At 38.5% G+C, this 19,759-nt stretch carries 21 protein-coding genes; all 21 read left to right on the top strand.

The annotated features are described in order from the left end of the window. Window positions 1-36 precede the first annotated feature (36 nt). The 21 genes from VPHSUH08_RS03820 to VPHSUH08_RS03720 all read left to right on the top strand — a co-directional run bounded on the left by VPHSUH08_RS03820 (window position 37) and on the right by VPHSUH08_RS03720 (window position 19,758). The gene (locus VPHSUH08_RS03820) at window positions 37-1,047 is read left to right on the top strand and encodes a GspE/PulE family protein (protein WP_105086769.1); all 1,011 of its coding nucleotides are present in this window, start codon (window positions 37-39) and stop codon (window positions 1,045-1,047) included. Beyond that, window positions 1,031-2,050, top strand: a complete 1,020-nt coding sequence (locus VPHSUH08_RS03815; protein ID WP_105086768.1) for a type IV pilus twitching motility protein PilT — start codon at window positions 1,031-1,033, stop codon at window positions 2,048-2,050. Before VPHSUH08_RS03820 ends, VPHSUH08_RS03815 begins: the two co-directional genes overlap by 17 nt. An 8-nt stretch (window positions 2,051-2,058) precedes the next feature. Then, on the top strand, window positions 2,059-3,234 hold the full coding sequence (locus VPHSUH08_RS03810; RefSeq protein ID WP_105086767.1) for a type II secretion system F family protein: 1,176 nt from the start codon (window positions 2,059-2,061) through the stop codon (window positions 3,232-3,234). A 36-nt stretch (window positions 3,235-3,270) separates the two neighbouring features. After that, window positions 3,271-3,717 carry a competence type IV pilus major pilin ComGC gene (locus VPHSUH08_RS03805; protein ID WP_004697182.1) on the top strand — a complete coding sequence of 149 codons (447 nt, stop codon included), beginning with the start codon at window positions 3,271-3,273 and terminating at the stop codon, window positions 3,715-3,717. 53 nt (window positions 3,718-3,770) lie between these two features. Further along, window positions 3,771-4,313 carry an A24 family peptidase gene (locus tag VPHSUH08_RS03800; protein WP_105086766.1) on the top strand — a complete coding sequence of 181 codons (543 nt, stop codon included), beginning with the start codon at window positions 3,771-3,773 and terminating at the stop codon, window positions 4,311-4,313. After that, complete coding sequence (locus VPHSUH08_RS03795) at window positions 4,292-4,753, top strand: hypothetical protein (protein ID WP_004697487.1); 462 nt, start codon at window positions 4,292-4,294, stop codon at window positions 4,751-4,753. The genes VPHSUH08_RS03800 and VPHSUH08_RS03795 overlap by 22 nt, the downstream gene beginning before the upstream one ends. Window positions 4,754-4,760: 7 nt before the next feature. Next, window positions 4,761-5,117, top strand: a complete 357-nt coding sequence (locus tag VPHSUH08_RS03790; protein ID WP_004696139.1) for a hypothetical protein — start codon at window positions 4,761-4,763, stop codon at window positions 5,115-5,117. Then, window positions 5,114-5,785, top strand: coding sequence for a hypothetical protein (locus VPHSUH08_RS03785; protein WP_105086765.1), 672 nt, complete (start codon window positions 5,114-5,116; stop codon window positions 5,783-5,785). Before VPHSUH08_RS03790 ends, VPHSUH08_RS03785 begins: the two co-directional genes overlap by 4 nt. Next, window positions 5,766-6,173, top strand: a complete 408-nt coding sequence (locus tag VPHSUH08_RS03780) for a hypothetical protein (protein ID WP_004697137.1) — start codon at window positions 5,766-5,768, stop codon at window positions 6,171-6,173. The genes VPHSUH08_RS03785 and VPHSUH08_RS03780 overlap by 20 nt, the downstream gene beginning before the upstream one ends. A gap of 9 nt (window positions 6,174-6,182) precedes the next feature. Next, complete coding sequence (locus tag VPHSUH08_RS03775) at window positions 6,183-7,037, top strand: hypothetical protein (RefSeq protein ID WP_105086764.1); 855 nt, start codon at window positions 6,183-6,185, stop codon at window positions 7,035-7,037. Continuing rightward, window positions 7,021-7,617 carry a fimbrial assembly protein gene (locus tag VPHSUH08_RS03770; RefSeq protein WP_105086763.1) on the top strand — a complete coding sequence of 199 codons (597 nt, stop codon included), beginning with the start codon at window positions 7,021-7,023 and terminating at the stop codon, window positions 7,615-7,617. The genes VPHSUH08_RS03775 and VPHSUH08_RS03770 overlap by 17 nt, the downstream gene beginning before the upstream one ends. 205 nt (window positions 7,618-7,822) lie before the next feature. Beyond that, window positions 7,823-8,014 carry a hypothetical protein gene (locus VPHSUH08_RS09595; RefSeq protein ID WP_004696130.1) on the top strand — a complete coding sequence of 64 codons (192 nt, stop codon included), beginning with the start codon at window positions 7,823-7,825 and terminating at the stop codon, window positions 8,012-8,014. Window positions 8,015-8,133: 119 nt separating this feature from the next. Further along, the gene (locus tag VPHSUH08_RS03760; protein ID WP_105086762.1) at window positions 8,134-8,976 is read left to right on the top strand and encodes a shikimate kinase; all 843 of its coding nucleotides are present in this window, start codon (window positions 8,134-8,136) and stop codon (window positions 8,974-8,976) included. Beyond that, window positions 8,948-9,862 (top strand): ATP-dependent 6-phosphofructokinase, encoded by a 915-nt coding sequence (locus tag VPHSUH08_RS03755; protein ID WP_233189879.1) that lies wholly within the window; start codon window positions 8,948-8,950, stop codon window positions 9,860-9,862. Before VPHSUH08_RS03760 ends, VPHSUH08_RS03755 begins: the two co-directional genes overlap by 29 nt. A gap of 159 nt (window positions 9,863-10,021) precedes the next feature. Further along, the gene (locus tag VPHSUH08_RS03750) at window positions 10,022-11,104 is read left to right on the top strand and encodes an efflux RND transporter periplasmic adaptor subunit (protein WP_004696124.1); all 1,083 of its coding nucleotides are present in this window, start codon (window positions 10,022-10,024) and stop codon (window positions 11,102-11,104) included. Between the two features lie 12 nt (window positions 11,105-11,116). After that, window positions 11,117-11,839 carry an ABC transporter ATP-binding protein gene (locus VPHSUH08_RS03745; RefSeq protein WP_004696122.1) on the top strand — a complete coding sequence of 241 codons (723 nt, stop codon included), beginning with the start codon at window positions 11,117-11,119 and terminating at the stop codon, window positions 11,837-11,839. After that, entirely contained in the window at window positions 11,832-13,043 is a 1,212-nt protein-coding gene (locus tag VPHSUH08_RS03740; protein ID WP_004696120.1) for an ABC transporter permease, read from the top strand. Before VPHSUH08_RS03745 ends, VPHSUH08_RS03740 begins: the two co-directional genes overlap by 8 nt. A gap of 225 nt (window positions 13,044-13,268) precedes the next feature. Further along, a complete protein-coding gene (locus VPHSUH08_RS03735) occupies window positions 13,269-13,733 on the top strand; it encodes a PaaI family thioesterase (RefSeq protein ID WP_004696117.1) in 465 nt (154 codons plus the stop codon). Window positions 13,734-13,769: 36 nt separating this feature from the next. Continuing rightward, on the top strand, window positions 13,770-14,792 hold the full coding sequence (gene pheS, locus VPHSUH08_RS03730; RefSeq protein WP_004696116.1) for a phenylalanine--tRNA ligase subunit alpha: 1,023 nt from the start codon (window positions 13,770-13,772) through the stop codon (window positions 14,790-14,792). A 9-nt stretch (window positions 14,793-14,801) separates the two neighbouring features. Then, window positions 14,802-17,246, top strand: a complete 2,445-nt coding sequence (pheT, locus tag VPHSUH08_RS03725; RefSeq protein ID WP_105086760.1) for a phenylalanine--tRNA ligase subunit beta — start codon at window positions 14,802-14,804, stop codon at window positions 17,244-17,246. Between the two features lie 88 nt (window positions 17,247-17,334). Next, entirely contained in the window at window positions 17,335-19,758 is a 2,424-nt protein-coding gene (locus tag VPHSUH08_RS03720; RefSeq protein ID WP_105086759.1) for a DUF3656 domain-containing protein, read from the top strand. Window position 19,759: the final 1 nt, after the last annotated feature.

The raw sequence follows: 19,759 nt of genomic DNA, 5'->3' as shown, positions 1-19,759 counted from the left end.
GAGGTAAAAACATACCGCAAGGTATTGGAGGTGACCATGTATGTAGACGTAACATTAGACGATATTATCTTGTATGCTTTAGAACACCATGTAAGTGATATCCACCTTGATCCCGTTGAAAGTGGTGCTCATGTTCGGTTGCGACAAGATGGACTGCTGCAACATTACATGACTGTATCATTTGAAGAAGCTGAACTCATTATCAACCGTATTAAGGTTTGTAGCTCTCTAGATATTAGCGAGAAGCGTTTACCACAAGATGGGCGTTGGTCTTGGAGTCATAAAAATAAGTCTGTAACGATGCGTGTATCTACATTGCCTAGCCTATACGGAGAAACCTTAGTATGTCGCCTTATGGGAAATGAAGGGAGTCATAAAGACTTAAAAGAATTAGGCATGCAGCCGGATATCTTTGAGCACATTGAACAATTATTAAAACGTCCTTATGGATTATTACTTATCTGTGGACCTACAGGCAGTGGTAAGACAGCTACTTTATATGCCATGCTTCGCATGTTAAATTTAGACGAAACTAAGCTTATCTGTCTTGAAGATCCTGTAGAAGCTGAAATCAAAGGGGCTATACAAATTGGTATTAATGAAAAGATTGGATTTACCTTTGCCAAAGGTCTTCGCTCTGTATTACGGCAAGATCCAGATACGATTATGATTGGTGAAATTAGGGATAAGGAGACCGCAGAGTTAGCCGTTAAGTCTGCTTTAACGGGGCATCGCGTATTATCTACTATACATACCAATACAGCTATAGGCGTTGTAACGCGACTCATGGATATGGGCGTAGAGCCGTACTTAATACGGGCTACTTTAATGGGGGCTATTGCACAACGGCTAGTACGAAAATTTGATGGTACATCATATCAGGGACGGACTGCTCTATTTGAATACTTAGAAATACCAGCTAATTCGGCTCATTGGGACGAATTGGAAACACATTTATTATTGTCATTAGAAGAGTCTGCTCGTAAGGCCGTATCTCAGCATGTTACATCTATAGAGGAGGTGCATCGTTGTGGACTCATGCTGTAAACGTGAAAGTTTAGAAACTATTGTAGAAAATGCAATACAACTATCATCAACAGATATTCATCTACAATGTGGTCAGCCTATCTATTTGCGACATGGTGATGGATTAAAGGCTACTTCATTTATGTGTACTACAGAATTAATCGAGGATATATTGCGCCGTTGCGGTATAGCATCCTATGAATGGCAGTCTCTTGATGAGGCTTGTTCCTGTTGTGGTGTGCGTATTCGTGTTCATCTATATCGAGCTAATCAGACCATATGTGGTACATTGCGATTACTTTGTCATCAGCAACTTAAGTTAGATGATAATAGTGAAGGTCAGTTATTACAAAAGCTATGTGAAGCACATGATGGTCTATTGCTTGTTTGTGGTCCTACAGGCAGTGGTAAAAGTTTTACCTTAGCTTGTTGTATTGATTATATAAATCAGACTATGGAGCGCCACATTATTACCTTAGAAGACCCTATCGAATTTGAGTTTGTACCTAAAAAGTCTTTAATACATCAACGACAATTAGGTGCTGATATTAATACTATGTCAGATGGTATTCGAGATGCTTTACGAGAGGATCCGGATGTCATTATGGTAGGCGAACTTCGAGATCGTGAAACCCTTGAAGCGGCACTTCATGCGGCAGAGACTGGTCACCTTGTAATGGCGACTATGCATACACAGCGTGCAGTGATGGCGGTTCACCGCATGATTTCTCTATTTCCTGGGGAGCAACAAGAAGAGATACGCAATCAAATATCTCAAGTGTTACGGGCCGTTATATGTCAGCGTTTACTTCGATGGAATAAAAAGTTCATTACTATTCGTGATATTTTGCTAAATACCCATGCAGTAGCAAATTTGATACGGACCCGTAAGGAACCACAAATCATATCTATTCAAGAAACGCAACTACCGATGAAAACATTAGAAATGGCTGTGCGAGATGTAAAGGCACAATATGGAGCCCAACAACAATTGCATACCTTGCTTGATCAACAATTATCGTAGGTGAGTATATGGAGGCTTATGAATATGTCGTAAAAAATAATCAAAATGAAACAGAAAAAGGTTTGATGTGGGGGGATTCAGAGCAAGAAATTGCAATACGGTTAAAACGAGATGGCTATAAAATTTATAGGATATCGTTGCAGAATGAAAAAAAGAAACATAAATGGAATCATACTATGGTGGTAGATGTGACTTATCAATTAGGTCTACTCATTGAATCTGGTGTTCCATTACGGCGTGCCTTACAGCTACTCTGCCAGGGAAAACGAGGACTACTCTATACAGCTTTATATGAATCTATAGAGCGTGGTCAGACTTTATCACAAGCCCTACGGCGTGAAGGATGTCCTCCTATTGCTTTGGCTTTACTAGAAAGTGGTGAAGCAGCGGGCACCTTGGGTGAGAGTTTACAATATATATCCCGTCACTACGATTGGGAGAGGCAGCTGAAACAAAAGGTTATGAGTGCTATTTCTTACCCTTTATTTCTTCTTCTGATGATGAATATATTTTTTCTAGTCACCATTTTGTTTATTATTCCTTCGTTTGAAAAGGTATTTACCACTATGCATATTACATTACCTTTGATGACGCGAGCTCTTTTTGCATTAGGACAAGGGTTAAAATCGCATCCTTTAATGGTAATAGCTATACATTGTGTTGTAATAGGTTCCTTAGCATTTGCTTATAAACAGCATAGTATAAAGTGTAAAGTACATCGTTGGCTTTGGCTGTTGGCTCACCGATACCAATGGAGTACTTGTGTGTATTATACAAGTATGTTAAAAGTTTGGGCTCTCTTACTAGATTCTGGTATTTCTATCATTCAAACCATGAATATTACACGCCCTTTGTGGGGGAATATATATGGTGTTGAATGTAGTAAACAGGTGGAAGCAAAGTTATTATCAGGACACTCACTGGAAGAAAGTTTGCGTACTGGTCAGATAGGAAATGCTTTTATATGGCAAATGGTCTCCATTGGAGAAGAGAGTGGTGAATTAGTAAAGATGTTAAACCACTGTGGCTGCTACTATGAATCTATACTTTCAAAATATATTGCCCGTTTAGAACGATTGTTGGAACCGATTTTACTAACCCTAATGGGAATCGGTGTAGCCGTATTAGTTGTATCTGTTATGTATCCCTTATTCACGTCCATTGCCAACTTAGGAGGGCAATAGACAATGTTATTACTTAACTATTAAAAGGAGAATATTATGAAGTCTGTTATGCATATGATTCATGGAGTGAATCATCGATTAGAAATGTGCGGTCAATGGGTCGTAGATCGATTACATATTTCTCGTGTTCGAGAAGGGTTTAAAAAATCGAGAAAAGGCGGATTTACTCTCGTTGAATTAATGGTTGTAGTAGCGGTTATCGCTATATTAGCGGCTATTGCAATGCCACAATTCTTATCTGCAGCGGATAAAGCTAGAAATGCTAAAGAAACAGCAGATATTCAAATTATAAAAAATGCCACTCAATTGTATATGATTGATAAGAATGTTGATACACCTCCAACAGTAGAAAATCTATATAAGGAAGGTTATCTTACTGAACATGTTAAGACTGCAAAAGGAAAAGAATACACTATTACTTATGAAGTTGTCAGTGGTGGGACTTCAAAATCTGTTGTTGTTAAAGCACCTAATGAGCCTTAATTAACTTGTATAGATTATGAATTATATACGTTAGTTATATGAAAGGACAAGGTATGAAAGGGACTAATTATGTAATAGGACTTTTGGTATATATAGCATCTATATTGTTACCTATTATAGTTTCATCAAAAACAATATCTTATACTCACATTGCTTTGTATGCTGTGTTTTCACTCATCATCATAGCAGGTGCTACCATCGATATGCATTACTATATATTGCCTGATGAAGGAGCATTGGCTCTTGTAATAGGTGGCATTATATATAGCTATATAAATGATCAATCTATGTTAGTAACCTTATTAAGTGTTATCAGCGTAGGTACTATTACATATGGACTTCGTTTGATTAGCCGTAAAGGCTTTGGTATAGGCGATATTAAATGGTTTTCTGCTATTGCAATATGGCTTACTCCATGGGAAATTATATGTTTCTTTTACGTAACTTTTTGTGTTGGTTCTCTCTATCTCTTACTCACCGGTTATCGTAATCGATATATCCCATTTGGTCCCTTTCTATGCTTTGGCGGATGGTGTGCCTTACATGGTGGTTCCTATATGGAGGTGCTTTATCAATGGTTAAGGTGCAACTTATAAATCGTCAGAGTGGATCTTTATTGGCGGAATGGATTATTACTATTGGTTTAATCTTATTGCTCATCTCCATTGCCTTACCTATTGTGACAACACCTAGTCGTTATACTTTAAATGGTGCTACGCAAGAGGTGGCGTATATGCTCAAGAAAGTTCAACTGTGGTCTATGTTAGGGCATAAATCTAATGGTAAAGGAAGAATGCTTTTTATTTTAAATAAGGATAGTTATACATTAGAGGAAGATGTTAATCATCATACGGTAAACATATTATTACCGCAAAATATTGAGAACGAACGGTCTATGACAATTATTTCTTTTTCGGCCTTAGGCTTACCTTATGATGGGACAGAAATTATTTTGAAAGATCGTGAAAGTGGTGAGAAAAATCGTATATGGATATCTGTACAAACAGGGCGAATTAGGTGGGAAGAAGTGCACTGAAGGATTTATGTATGGTGATGCCTTAATATCAGCTGCTATAATCATGCTCATTTTACCTATTGTATTATCTATATTTTGGATGGCTACTCTTACGGTATATAAGGCGTATTATTGGGATCATATATTGCAAGATACCATAACGTATTTAGAAAAGGCTAAAGCTTCTTATTATAAAACTGGAACAATAGAAGCAGGTGTATATAACTCTCAATTCACTATGAGTCCTAGTGAAAAGATTACTTATAAAACACATATAAAGCCTGTAGTGATAGAAGGTGTATCTTTACAACGATTAACAGTAGATGCCATCGATAATCAATCTGTTGTCTACTCTCTATCAGTTGATTTGGAGGGGATACATTGAAGGGCGAGGATATAGAAAAGGTAATTGGAAAGAACAAAGAATATAAACAGAATCCTATAGCAAATAAGAATAAAAATAATAATAAGAAAAATAATAGTAAGAATAGAAATAATATGGGATTTATTTTGTATTCTACGCTCATTAGTATGACGATTTCTGTCATAGTTCTTACCATATTGTTAGGCATCGTATTCTATGCAGTTATGTGGGATGCTAAATTACTAGATAGTGTAGCTATGATGGAGGATGGTCGATATACACGGCGGATGGTTGTGGCTCAAATGATATGGAACCCTGTGAAGGTTACTGTAGAAGACCATAATAAGAGTTTATATATTCACGATACAAAACGTACAACCTTAACTGTACAACGTCATGCACTATACAGAAAATTAACAGATAGTAGCTTGCAGCCTGTCAGTGGCAGTCGAATTGTAGGAACTACAGATAAACGAAATGTGGGCTATACTCAGGAATATCCTTTTAGTGTAGATACTAATGGGACCGTGTATTTGCGCTGGTATATTAACAATCGTTTTGTTAATGATAGGAAATATACAAGTGGTTATGGAGGACTAACCATATATGAGGTCTCCATTGGACAGAGTGCTATTTATGATTGGTATAAAAGTAAAGAGGAGACAAGTCATGAACATAGGAGCCCATAACGCGGGCTTTATTACATATATAGCGATACTTACGATGTCCTTTTTATTACTATTAGCTTTTATGGGGCTGCGTATAGGACAAATATGTGAAAGTAATGTGGTGGATGAATTGCATTTGGAAGAAGCTCATTACGCAGCACAAAGAGGTGCTCATTGGTTTGTGGGCTATTGTAAATTAGGAAATGTATGGGACTTTCAAAATAAACTTGTTGTAATAGATGATGAAAATGTAGAGATTACTATTGAAGCGGACAGCTCAACAGATAATCCGCGTCATATTATGAGTTATGGAAAACTGAAGAATAGTGAAATCGTGAGTCGTGTACATATGTATGTGACCGTAGATAAAGAAAAACATATGCATGTTATAAAGGTAAAACCTTATTGAGGTGATTCTATGAAACGAAAAAAGAAAATACATTCTGGAGTATGTATAACTGATGAACATATTGTATGTGTTACCGCTCATATAGAAAATAAAACAATGGTCATTACTGATGCGTTAGAAATGAAGCGTACAGGACCTATTGATGAAGACGTTACAAAATTTATAGAAACGTATGATTTAGATGAAGGGGCATATAGTATTGTTGCTAATATTGATACACAAATGCATGTAGCACCTTATGATCCTCATGATTTTGATATGAAGGAGTTTATAAAGTGGAATATAGAGGACTACTTTAGCTTTGATGGGGATAGTTTCCAAATGGATGCTTGTCGCCGGGAATATCCACGACACAATTATCATATGTTTATGGTGGCTGTAGATCGGCATTCACTAGAGCTTTTGAAGCAAGGTATACGAGATACTTATGCACCCGTTGATGTTATTGATTTTTGGCCTATTCCTATTTGTTATTGCTTGATGCGGCGCAGCGGTACTGTAACAGGTGTTGTGGAAGAAGGCGCCATGCATTTATGGCTTTGGTGGAATGATATATGCATTCAAGAGTGTATTGTACCTATTACTGGTAGCGATGTAGCTGAAGCTATGGATAAGTTAGAAGTGAGATTACAAGACTTTGGTATAGATGAGATACAGGGAATTCGGATGTATGGGTTAGAATCTATAACAAATGAAGAACGGACAGATATGGAAGGTATAATTTCCATGTATGGAGAAACTGAATATATTCCATTATTATTCTTAGGTCGTGGCCGTAATCGTTGCAAGCAAGGGCAATTAGATTGGGACATGGCTATTGGTATGGCGGCAAGGGGGCTTAAATGGATTGGATTGGGCTGGTAAGGACAGATGTATTAATTTAATGCCTCGCTCGTTACGATGGCATAGTTTATGGCATACCTATCGATACCTTCTTTATGGGATAAGTCTTATATACATTATAGTAGGGCTTGTTACTATATATAGTTGTTGGTCAAGCTATCGTAGCTATGAAAATCGAAAGATAGACATTGTGCGATTGCAAGCAAATGCTCAGTATCAAGAAATACATCAACAATATGGTGAATTAATGGAAATAAGAAATAAAATAATAAAGAATAAAATCCTTAAGAATCAAACAGATATATTACCCAATACAATGGTCCTATATATTCTTGATGCCGCTATGTCAGAACATATTAGTCTACAGCATCTTAGCATTAAGGATGGGCGTATCAGTATAGATGGTATAGGTACGAGTGACGAAATGTGTCGTAAATTTATTGCTATTCTCCAACAAAAATTACTAGGGATGGAGTGTCATGGAACAGTTAAAGCAGATAAAGGTGTTTATACATTCCATATGGACGGATCTAAAAGAGAGCACAACATATCAGGTCGAGAGAATATTAACGGGCCTAGTGTTGTGGGGGATGCTCATTAGCCTTTCTATGTATGGGCATATTTATTTTGAAGACAAAAATAATAGCTTAAAAAATCAACAAGATAATTATAATATACAAATGAATGCTGAGTCAGATTATATAGTGTCTAATGAAGCAAAACTATTAGAATCTTTTACACGGAACAAGACATCTAATACAAGTTCTAATACAAATATTTTTGATTCCTTGCAAGGAGAACCCTTAATGATTGTCAGTACTGATGAGCATGAAGGTATACTAGAATTAACAGTATTAGGTAGTACAGAGCGTATGATTAACTGGATAAATACTGTTGAAGAAAAGGATCCTTCACGCCGTATAGAAATAGAAGATATAGAACGTAAAGGTAATGTAGTTTATGTGCATTGTGCAATTAAATCGATTATAAAACCTTAATGAAAATCGGGTGTACTGTATAGAGACAGATTATAGATTTTATGTCTATAGTCTGTCTTTGTTTTTGGACCATTTTATAGTACAATGAAGGATATGTAATGATAAGGGGCACATAATAGATGATAATAAAACGGAATATTATGCTCATCGGTTCTATGGGAAGTGGCAAAAGTCACTTTGGACGGAACCTTGCAGAACGCAAGGGTTGGCAATTTGTAGATACCGATCGCGTATTAGAAAGTCGTTTTGGGTTGCCCATTGCTGAGATTTTTAAAAAGATAGGAGAAAAAGCATTCCGCCGCGCCGAAATGGATGTACTAAAAAAGGTTTGCTTATACCATGAAGCAGTGATTTCTGTGGGTGGGAATTTTCCTATTGAACATCGCACCTTAAAGGTATTAAAAAAATATTCCTATATTATTGGTATCCGAGCTGCACAATTCCGTATTGTCAGTCGCGTGAATCGCCGTGTTGGGAAACGGCCTACCATGGACTATAGTAATGTGAATGCCTTTGTACATGCTATGATACAATCGTGGAAGCCCGTGTATAAGCAGTGCGATTTTGTACTAGATACAACAAATGGCCGGACCTATGATTTTATACAGCGTATTGAGGATGAATTAGATGCCTCAGATGTGCAATTTAAAGCAAGACGTCAACCCAATGATATAAACGATGTAGATGCTAAAGAAGCATCTGAAGATATACAATTTAATAATCAACAAAGTAGGAAAAAAGAGATTTCTGAAGCAGTATCAAAAAGAGCAATGTCTAATAAAATTCGTTATGATAAACGGTATAAACAAAAGACTTCTAATCAAACGAATAAAAAAGGTAAGGCACATAGTATATCCAAACAACGTACACCACAAGGGGGTAATGGATATGAGAAGAATCGCAATACTAACAAGCGGCGGAGACGCACCTGGAATGAACGCCACCATAAGAGCGCTAACTAGAAAAGCTATACATGAAGGTTTTGAAATATTTGGTATTGAACGTGGCTATTTAGGTATCATTGAGGAAAAGATATTTCCCTTATCGAATCGAGACGTTGGTGGCATCATAACACAAGGTGGTACGATGCTGAAAACGGCACGCTTTCCAGAATTTCAGAATGAAGAAATTCAACGCAAAGCTTATGAAATTTTGAAAACTTATGACATTGACCATTTGGTTGTTATCGGTGGTGATGGCTCCATGCGTGGTGCTACAAGTTTATCTAAACTTGGTATGTCTACTATGACCATTCCATGTACGATAGATAATGACATGGGTGGTACACAATATACGATAGGCTATGATACGGCTCTTAATACGGTAGTTGATGCGGTTGGGCGTATTCGTGATACATCAAACTCCCATGAACGTGTAGCTATTGTGGAGGTTATGGGGCGCAAAGCTGGACATATTGCATTAAAGGCAGGCCTAGCTTGTGGGGCAGAAATAGTTTTGGTTCCTGAAAATCCCATGCCTTTACATGCGGTTTGTCGTCATTTAAAGGAAACACAAATTCGGGGTAAAGAATATAGTGTTATCCTCGTTGCAGAAGGTGCCTATAACAGCGGTGAGGTGAAAGCTTTTATCAAGGAGCATACAGAATTTGATCCTAGCCTAACTGTGTTAGGCTACTTACAACGTGGCGGTGGTCCATCGGCATTTGATGCTATTTTAGCGGCTCGCATGAGTGAAGTCTGTATTAATTTATTGATGAGTGGTGTCGCTAACCGATTAGTAGGTTATATAGATGGTCATATCCGTGCACTATCTTATGAAGAGGCAGAACGTCTTGAATTTCCAATCGATGAGAAGGATTATAGATTATTGTCAATATTGAGTAGTTAATGGCCCGTAAGGGCCATTTTTTATATATCATAATTTATTCATTAATGAAATTATATTGCGTAAAAGCAATTGGTGCTGTATAATTTAAAAATACTATATGTGTTGATATAGAATAAATGTCTTTTTAATATATCTTCATCTTAAAAAAAGGAGATCATAATGAAAGAGTTCTTACAAAAGCATCGTAAACGTATAGTAACAGGTGCTGTTGTTCTTTGTGTTCTTGGTGGCGGCACATATTACTACATGGATAGTCTAAATGCAAATCAAGCACAAACGTTATATACTACTGGCAAGGTTGAAAAGGGTGATGTAAAAACTAGTATCAGTGCCACAGGTACTATTAACCCTGTAAATTATGTAGATGTTTCTACAAATGTTGCTGGTAAACTTGAAAAAGTTTTAGTTAAAGAGAATGATCAAGTTACGGCCGGTCAAGTTATCGCTTATATTGATACACGTCAATTACAAGCATCTGTTGATGATGCTCGTGCAGCGTTAGCCAAAGCAGAACTTGATATGAATCGTTATAAATCCTTGGCGGCTCAAGATGCTATTGCACAACAAACATATGATGATTCTGTAACATCTTATGAACGTGCTAAATCTACTTATGAACGTGCTGCCGCAGATTTAAGTGATGCTACTATTACAGCTCCAATGTCTGGGACTGTTGTTGGTACACCGCTAAAAGCCGGTCAAACTATTAGTACTGGTATTTCCACACAAATGATCATTGCTACCATTGCAGATTTAAAAAATTTAGAGATTTATCTTACTGTAGACGAAACCGATATTGGCAATATCAAACAAGGTGCTAAGGTAGAGTTTACTGTAGATTCTAAGCCAGGTGAAACTTTCACCGGTTACGTTTCTGAAATTGCAAAAGGTACAAAAGGTAATATGGGCACAACAAGTAGTAGCGTTGTGTACTATACTGTTAAGGTTCAAATTCCTGAAAATATTGCAGGTAATTTCTTACCAACTATGACGGCTCGTGCCACAATCTTTGGTGAAGATATTAAAAATACATTGGTAGTTCCTCTTACTGCTGTACGTACGGACAAACAAGGTGAGTATGTATATGTTATAAAAGATGGTCAACCAGTACGAACCGCTGTCTCTACAGGTGTAACTGGGGATACTAATGTTCAAATCTTAAAAGGTTTATCTGAAGGTGATGAAATTATCGTAAGCGGTGATGTGAATGCACCAAAAAATAATGTAGCTGGACCATTCTAAGGGTAGGTGCTTATGAACCAAACAGTAATTGACATACAAGGAATTACAAAAACCTATGTGAATGGCAAATTATCAGTACCTGTTCTACATGGCATTGATTTAGTTGTCAATAAGGGTGAATTTGTATCCATTATGGGACCATCTGGCTCAGGTAAATCAACCTTTATGAATATTCTTGGATGTTTGGACCGACCTACAACTGGTTCTTATCGACTCAATGGAGACGAGGTTGCTACCTTATCTGATGATGAACTTGCGTATGTACGTAACAAACAGATAGGTTTTGTATTTCAAAGCTTTAATTTGTTGACAAAATTGACAGCCCTAGAAAATGTAGCGCTTCCTATGATTTATGCCGGTGTAAATAAAAAGATGCGCATTGAACGGGCCACTCAATTATTACAGTCTGTCGGCTTGGGCGAGCGTATGGACCATTTGCCATCCGAGTTGTCTGGTGGGCAACGTCAACGCGTGGCGATTGCTCGTGCATTGGCAAATAATCCTGCTATTATCATGGCTGATGAACCGACAGGGAATCTTGACTCCAAGTCAACCATTGACGTTATGAACATCTTTCGAGGCCTTCATGATGAAGGCCGTACGATTCTTCTAGTTACACATGAACCGGATATTGCTACGTACGCGAGTCGTAATGTAGTCTTGAAAGATGGGATAATCGTAGAGGATTCGATCAATTCTAATATGACTCCTATAAAGGAGGTGCCTAATGTATAAAGAAAGTTTTCTAATGGCATGGGCTTCCTTGATTGCTAATAAATTGCGCTCCCTTTTGACCATGTTAGGTATCATTATCGGTGTAGCAGCTGTTATTGCCTTGGTATCTATCGGTAATGGGGTGAAGCAAGATATTGAGGATTCTATTTCTAGCTTAGGCTCTAACTTGTTGGTAGTTCTGCCAGGGGCGCCGCGGACGCCAGGTGCTAGATCTTCTCAGGGGTCCATGAAATCGTTGAAAATATCTGACTATGAAGCTATTGCTAAGTTAGAAGGTGTAAAAGCCGCCAGTCCTATGACAAATGGCTCTTATGTGGTGATTTATCAAAATAAAAACTGGACTACATCTGTTGCGGGGGTTAATTCTAACTTTCAGGACGTAAATAATTGGACTATGACATCTGGTCGATTTTTCTCCGATAAAAATGTTCAGAACCGAGAACGTGTAGCGGTTGTGGGACAAACGGTAGTAAAAAATTTGTTTACTGATGAAGATCCTGTAGGCAAGGAAATCCGTGTTAAAAATATTCCATTCCGTGTCATTGGTGTTCTCAAAAGTAAAGGGAACGGAACCATGGGTAATGACCAAGACGATACGGTGTTAATTCCATATACAACATCAATGGAGCGCGTAGAGGGCATTGACTATCTTCGCAGGGTGTATGTTGTGGCTAAGGATGATGGGGGCATTGACCGTTTGCAGGCAGATATAGAGAATTTGTTGCGTGTTCGTCATAATATTAAAGATACAAATTTGGATGATTTCAATATTCAAAATATGAAATCTATTATGGAAACAGTGGCTCAGACGACGGGAACATTTACGTTATTCCTGGGGGCTGTTGCTGCGATTTCTCTAGTTGTAGGTGGCATTGGTATTATGAACATCATGCTTGTATCTGTAACGGAACGGACTCGAGAAATTGGTGTGCGTAAAGCTTTGGGGGCTACGTATAGCGTAATTGTTACGCAATTCTTAATAGAAGCCGTTGTAATCAGTTTGATGGGGGGCTTTATTGGTATTGCTTTCGGTATAGGAGCCTCAAAAGTAATCGGAATGGTATCTGGAATGAGTACAATTGTATCTGTTCCAACAATCATAATGTCCTTTGCCTTTTCCATGGCTATTGGTTTGATTTTTGGTATATACCCAGCCCGTAAAGCGGCTAAGCTCAATCCAATCGATGCATTGCATTATGAATAGTTTTGAATTTATAAATGTGTTTTCTTAAGAACATACCATATAATTAGATAGAGTTATTCGCATATGGTGCGTTGCATGATACAATATGTATGATGTAACGCACCATTTTTATATGTTTGTATTGAATTTTGACATATAACTATAAAGATTTTCATACAGGTAATGTAATAGAATTAGTATTTAGATTAGTTAATCTATGGGTATGTATATAGAATGGAGAACCTTATGGCTACAACATTGTTAGAATATTTCAACGAATTACGAGATCAAAACCCATTTTCTTGGGTGAAAGATTCTGAGATTACAGCAGTGGAACCAGGTCATGCGGAAATGACATTGCAAACAAATGAAACAGATTACTGCAATTTTAGAGGGGATTTGCATGGTGCCGTATGTATTGGCTTAGCAGATAGTGTGATGGGGACTGCTTGTTTTACATTGGGAAAATCTGTTAGCACCATTGATCTTAATGGTAACTATGTGAAAGCTGTTAAAGGCGGTGCTGTATTGCGTGGTGTAGCCAATGTAGAGCACAATGGTAAAACTACTATGGTTGCTACCGCTCGTATTTATAATGAATTAGGTGAACTTGTTCACTTGGCACGGGGTACATTTTTTGTACTAGAAGAGAAGCCATTACCTGATTTACCATGGCGTTTTATTGAAGAAGACAACCCTGATTTGGTATAATATAAGTTAGACTTTTACAAATAGGAGGATGCTTGAATGGAACAAGAATTACAACGTATTAAGGCAGAAGCCCTTGATGCCATCAAAGACGCTGCTGATCAACAAGCGTTGCAAGATATACGTGTTAAATATTTAGGTAAAAAAGGCGAGGTAACGGCTTTACTAAAAGGTCTTGGTAAATTATCTCCAGAAGAACGTCCGAAGGCTGGCGCCCTCGTTAATGCTATTCGTGAAGCGTTAGAGGCTGAAATTGATACAGTTAAAGCTCGTATGGAAACTGCAGAGTTAAATGCTCGTTTAGAAAAAGAGCGCATCGATATTACATTGCCTGGCCGTGCACAAAAAGCTGGTCATATCCATCCATTAACAAAGGTTAATGAAATGATTGAAGACTTCTTCATGAAAATGGGGTATACCGTTGAAGAAGGTCCAGAAGTAGAGCAAGATTACTATAACTTTGAATGCTTAAACTTGCCTAAAGATCATCCTGCACGTGATATGCAAGATTCCTTCTATATTACAGAAAACTTCTTATTGCGCACGCATACATCTCCAGTACAAGCTCGTACAATGCAACGTCATGAACCTAATAGCCCAATCCGTATGATTGCGCCTGGTAAGGTTTACCGTTGGGACTATGATGCGACTCATTCCCCTGTATTCCATCAAGTGGAAGGCCTCATCATCGATGAGCATATTACATTTGCTGACTTAAAAGGCACATTAGAGTCCTTCTTACGTCACATGTATGGTGATGACACAAAGGTACGTTTCCGTACAAGCTTCTTCCCATTCACAGAACCATCTGCAGAGGTAGATATTTCTTGTGTAATGTGTGGTGGTGAAGGTTGCCGCGTATGTTCTCATACAGGCTGGCTTGAAATTTTGGGCTGTGGTATGGTTCATCCCGATGTATTGCGTATTAATGGGTACGATCCTGAAAAGGTTAAAGGCTTCGCCTTTGGCATGGGCGTAGAACGTATTGCTATGCTTTTATATGGCATTAACGATTTACGTCTATTCTTTGAAGATGATGTACGATTCTTGGAACAATTTTAGGAGGAACTCATGAAAGCAAGTTTACAGTGGATGAACGAATACGTGCCTGTGGATATGAATCGTCCTGCTCAAGAATTGGCCGATGAATTAACACAAGCTGGTATTCCTGTAGAAGATGTCATTGCTATGGATAATGGCATTAAGAAAATTTATACTGGTAAAATCGTGGAGATTACAAAACATCCAGATGCAGATAAATTACAAGTATGCCAAGTTGAATGCCTTACAGAAGAAGGCGAACCTGTTACAAAACAAATCGTAACGGCTGCTACTAATGTTGCAGTAGGTCAAATCGTGCCTGTAGCGTATCATAAATCTCGTTTAGCAGATGGTACAGAAATTAAAAAAGGTAAATTGCGTGGCGTTGTTTCTGAAGGCATGTTCTGTTCCGTTGCAGAATTTGGTATCTCTAGCGACTTAGTATTGCCAGAAGAAGCTCAAGGAATTTACATTTTCCCTGAAGGAACACCAATTGGTCTTGATGTAAAAGATGTTTTAGGCTTAAATGATACAGTATATGAATTTGAACTCACCGCTAACAGAGCTGATTGCTTCTCAATGGTTGGTTTGTCCCGTGAATTTGGAGTCATGACAAATCAAAAAGCTTTATTCCCTGTTATTATGGTTAACGAGAATGGCGAATCCATTGAAGGCAAAGCATCTGTATCTATCGAAGCTGATGACCTTTGTACGCGTTTTACAGCTCGTGTAGTAACTGATGTTAAGGTTGAGCCATCCCCATTGTGGATGCAAAACCGTTTACGTAATAGCGGCATTCGTCCTATTAATAATGTAGTAGACGTAACAAATTATGTTATGTTAGAACTTGGTCAACCTATGCATGCCTATGATTATGATCATGTAAAAGGTCATAAATTAGTGGCGAGACGTGCTAAAAATGGTGAAGTGCTTGTTACACTTGATGGTTCTGAACGCGAATTGAATGACTCCATGCTTATCATTGCTGATGCTGAACGTCCAGTAGGTGTAGCAGGTATCATGGGTGGCTTTGATAGTGAAGTGACAAACGAAACGACCACAGTTATGTTTGAAGCTGCTGTATTTAATGGTCCATCTATTCGACGCACTGCTAAAGCTCTCGGCATGCGTTCTGAAGCATCTGGTCGTTTCGAACGTGGTGTAAATCATAAATACACCGCCTATGCTATCGACAGAGCGGCGCAATTATTACAACAAATCTGTCCTACTTGTAAAGTTGATGTAGGCGTTATCGATGTATATAAAAATCCTGTAGAACAACATACAGTTACTTTCACAGCAGCAAAAATCAATGATTACTTGGGTACAAACATTGAAAAAGACGAAATGGTTCGTATTTTGACAGCCCTTGAGTTCGTTGTAACCGAAGACGGAGACAAATTGTCTGCCCTCGTTCCAACATGGCGTGGTGACGTAACAGTGATGCCTGATATCGCCGAAGAAGTGGCTCGTATCTACAACTACGATAATATTGCGCCTACAATCCCTGTTGCGGTATTGTCCTCTGGTGGTATGACACCTAAGAAAGCGCTTACTAAAGAGGTAACTCATGCATTAGCTAAATTGGGTATGACTCAAATCATTACATTTAGCTTCATGCATAAAGATGGTCTTTCCAATATGATGCTTCCTGAAGGGGATAGCCGTTATACAGCCATTCCAATCTTGAACCCTATTTCCGAAGAATTCCCTTATATGCGCACTACATTGGTACCAGCTGTTATTGAAGCTGCAAAACGCAATATTGCACAACAAAATAAGGATCTTTGGTTATTTGAAACGGCTAATGTGTATGAACCAAAAGATTTACCTTTAACAGAAGTACCTTATGAACGCCCTATGGCTTGTGGTATTTTGATGGGGAAGGCAAACCAAGCTGGTTGGAATCAAGCAGAACGTACTACAGATTTCTATGATGTAAAGGGTATTGTAGATGCGTTGTTAGCTGAGCTAGGCGTTACAAGCTATGAAATAAATCGTGGTACTGAGCCATACTTCCACCCAGGTGTAAGCGCTCAATATGTAGTCGATGGTAAAATCATTGCTCAATATGGTGAATTACATCCACAAGTGAGCAAAAACTTTAATTTGCCTGGTAAAGTATATATGTTTGAAATCGATTTGGAAGCCGTATTATCCTTAACGATTCCACCGTTCCGTTATACATCCTTCAGTAAATTCCCAGGCACTAGCCGTGACCTTGCCATCGTTGCACCTGTGTCCGTATCTAGTGGTGAAATTTTATCTATCATTAAAGAACATGGTGGAGAATATTTAGAAAGTGCATCTATCTTTGATGTTTATGAAGGTGAACATATCGAAGCAGGTTACCGCAGTCTCGCATACAACTTACAATTCCGCTCTATGGAAGGTACGTTGAATGATGAGGATATTGACGGTAATATTCAAGCTATTATCGATGCATTAGCAGAAATTAACTGCAAATTACGTTAATTTTAAGCAGTATATTGAAAGGGTTTACCATATGGTAAACCCTTTTAGTACTATAGTTATGCCTTTAGTTAGGTAGAAAGGACTGTCCATGGAATTATTGGCTCCTGCCGGTACGATGGAAAACTTTATAGCCGCTTTAGAATCTGGAGCAGATGCCATTTATCTTGGTGGCAAAGGTTTTAATGCCCGAGCTCATGCAGCAAACTTTGGAATTGAGGAATTAACCGAGGCTATTCGCTTGGCCCATATTCTAGATGTGTCTGTATATGTAACGGTAAATATCCTCATAGGTGACTCCGAATTATCTGCTCTTGAGGCATATTTAAAGGACTTAGAGCGCATCGGCGTGGATGCTATCATCGTTCAAGATTTAGCAGTGGCTAAATTGGCGCAGCGAGTGGCTCCTAAATTACACTTACATGGCAGTACACAAATGACTGCAGCTACGCTCGATGCGGTTCGTTTTTATGAAAGTCTCGGTTTTACACGTGTCGTTTTAGCTCGTGAATTGAGCCTCGCTGAAATTGAACATATTTGCAAGAACTGTACAGCTGAAATCGAAGTCTTTGTACACGGTGCGTTGTGTGTATGTTATTCTGGTCAATGCTTAATGAGTTCTTTCATCGGTGGTCGCAGTGGTAACCGTGGTGCTTGTGCACAGCCTTGTCGGTTGCCTTATGAGCTATTGGATTCTTTAGGTACTAGCTTGTTGCCAAAACACGAAGCCTATCTATTAAGTCCAAAGGATCTTAACTATAGTGAATATATGAATGAACTTGTGGCGGCCGGTGTTACGTCCTTTAAGGTAGAAGGGCGTATGAAAAAGGTTTCCTACGTGCGTCAAGTTATTGGAACCTATCGTCATATTTTAGATACGGCTCATATAGATTCTACTGATGCCGATGCATTAGCTTCTGGATTTAATCGTGGATTTTCTACGGATTATTTAACAGACCATGTAGGAAAATCAATGATGACCGTGGTGGCCCCAAATAATCAAGGGAAATTGATTGGCAAAGCAGAGGTCAAAAAGGGTCAAGTTCATTTATTCCTAACAGAACCAATTGAAAAAGGATCACTCTTAAAGGTCATGCAACGTTCTGGTAGTATTACGTACTATCAAATCGATCAGAACTGGTCTCTAGTGGATGAAAAGCATATTGTAGGTAAACCGGATGAAGGCTTTGCTGCGGGGCAAGTATTCCTTGCATCAGGCCCTAAAGCTCAAAAGCAACGGGGACTACAAGACTTTACCGCTAAATTAGAGGTACATGGTTATCTATCTATTAATACTGAACGAGAAATACCTTATACAGAACTAACCTTTGTATTGAATGATGGTCGTACTGTGACTATATCTAACGAGTTTGAACCTGTTTATGCTAACAATAAACCGACTACATTAGAGAAGGTTAGAGATCAAGTAGGTAGATTAGGGAATACATTATTTACACTAGGCTCTATGTCTATTCCTGATGGACCGTACATGTGGCCCGCTAGTGTTTTAAATGCATTGCGTCGCGATGCTGTAGAGGCGCTAGAAAACTTGTTGCTTACAGACCATGAAGCAGCTTGGGCAGAACGTGCTGTAGAACCCCGAAATATGTCATCATTAGTAGCTAAAAGTAAGGTTCAATACACAGAGCCTATGGTGAGTGCTCGCGTTGATGAACTCGATGGTGTAAAAGCAGCAATCGAAGGTGGTGCTAAGAAGATTATCTTTGGTGGTGACCGTTTGCAACGTAAGCCTTATGAAATTAGCATCTACGAGCAGGTAGCCAAACTTTGTAAAGAGCATAATGTGCTTTGTGTATTTGCTACGCCTCGCGTCGTTAAAGATGATGAGGTAGACGCGTACATGAATACGCTTAAGGCCATAGTTGAGTCTAAACCAGATAGTATTTCTATTCATATGCCACAAGCTCTATTATGGCTTCGTGAGTTAGGATATTCAGGTGCTATTGAAGCTGATACAGGTCTTAACATATTCAATGGCTCTGCACTACAAGTATGGCAAGATTTTAATATGAGTAGTATAGCTCCATCCTTAGAGTTGACCTTGGCACAATTAGTAAACTTACAAAAATCTGCTCATTTGCCATTAGAGGTAATGGTACACGGTTATACAGAAATGATGATTTCTGAGTATTGTGCCATCGCTAGTTTTGTGGGCACTGGCAAAAAGGAAAACTGTCCTATGCCATGTGTAACAGAGAACTATGCATTGAAGGACCGTAAAGGGGAAGTGTTCCCATTGCGTACCGATCCTTATTGCCGCATGCACATCATGAATAGTCATGAAATGGATATGCGTGCTTACGTGCCCGAGTTATATCGTAAAGGTCTACATATCTTGCGCATCGATGGGCGTCATATGGATCCACATCGATTGCGTAACATTGTAGCAGATTATGTATCTATTCAAAATGGAACAAAAGAGGCTCCTCCTAAGAGCGTAGGCAAGGATGATACGCCTATTACAAGGGGCCACTATTTTAGAGGTATTTTATAAA

The organism is Veillonella sp. S13054-11 (genome assembly GCF_002959795.1).
In the GTDB taxonomy this organism is placed as follows: Bacteria; Bacillota; Negativicutes; order Veillonellales; family Veillonellaceae; genus Veillonella; species Veillonella parvula_E.
This window is presented reverse-complemented; position numbering and strand designations above follow the sequence as displayed.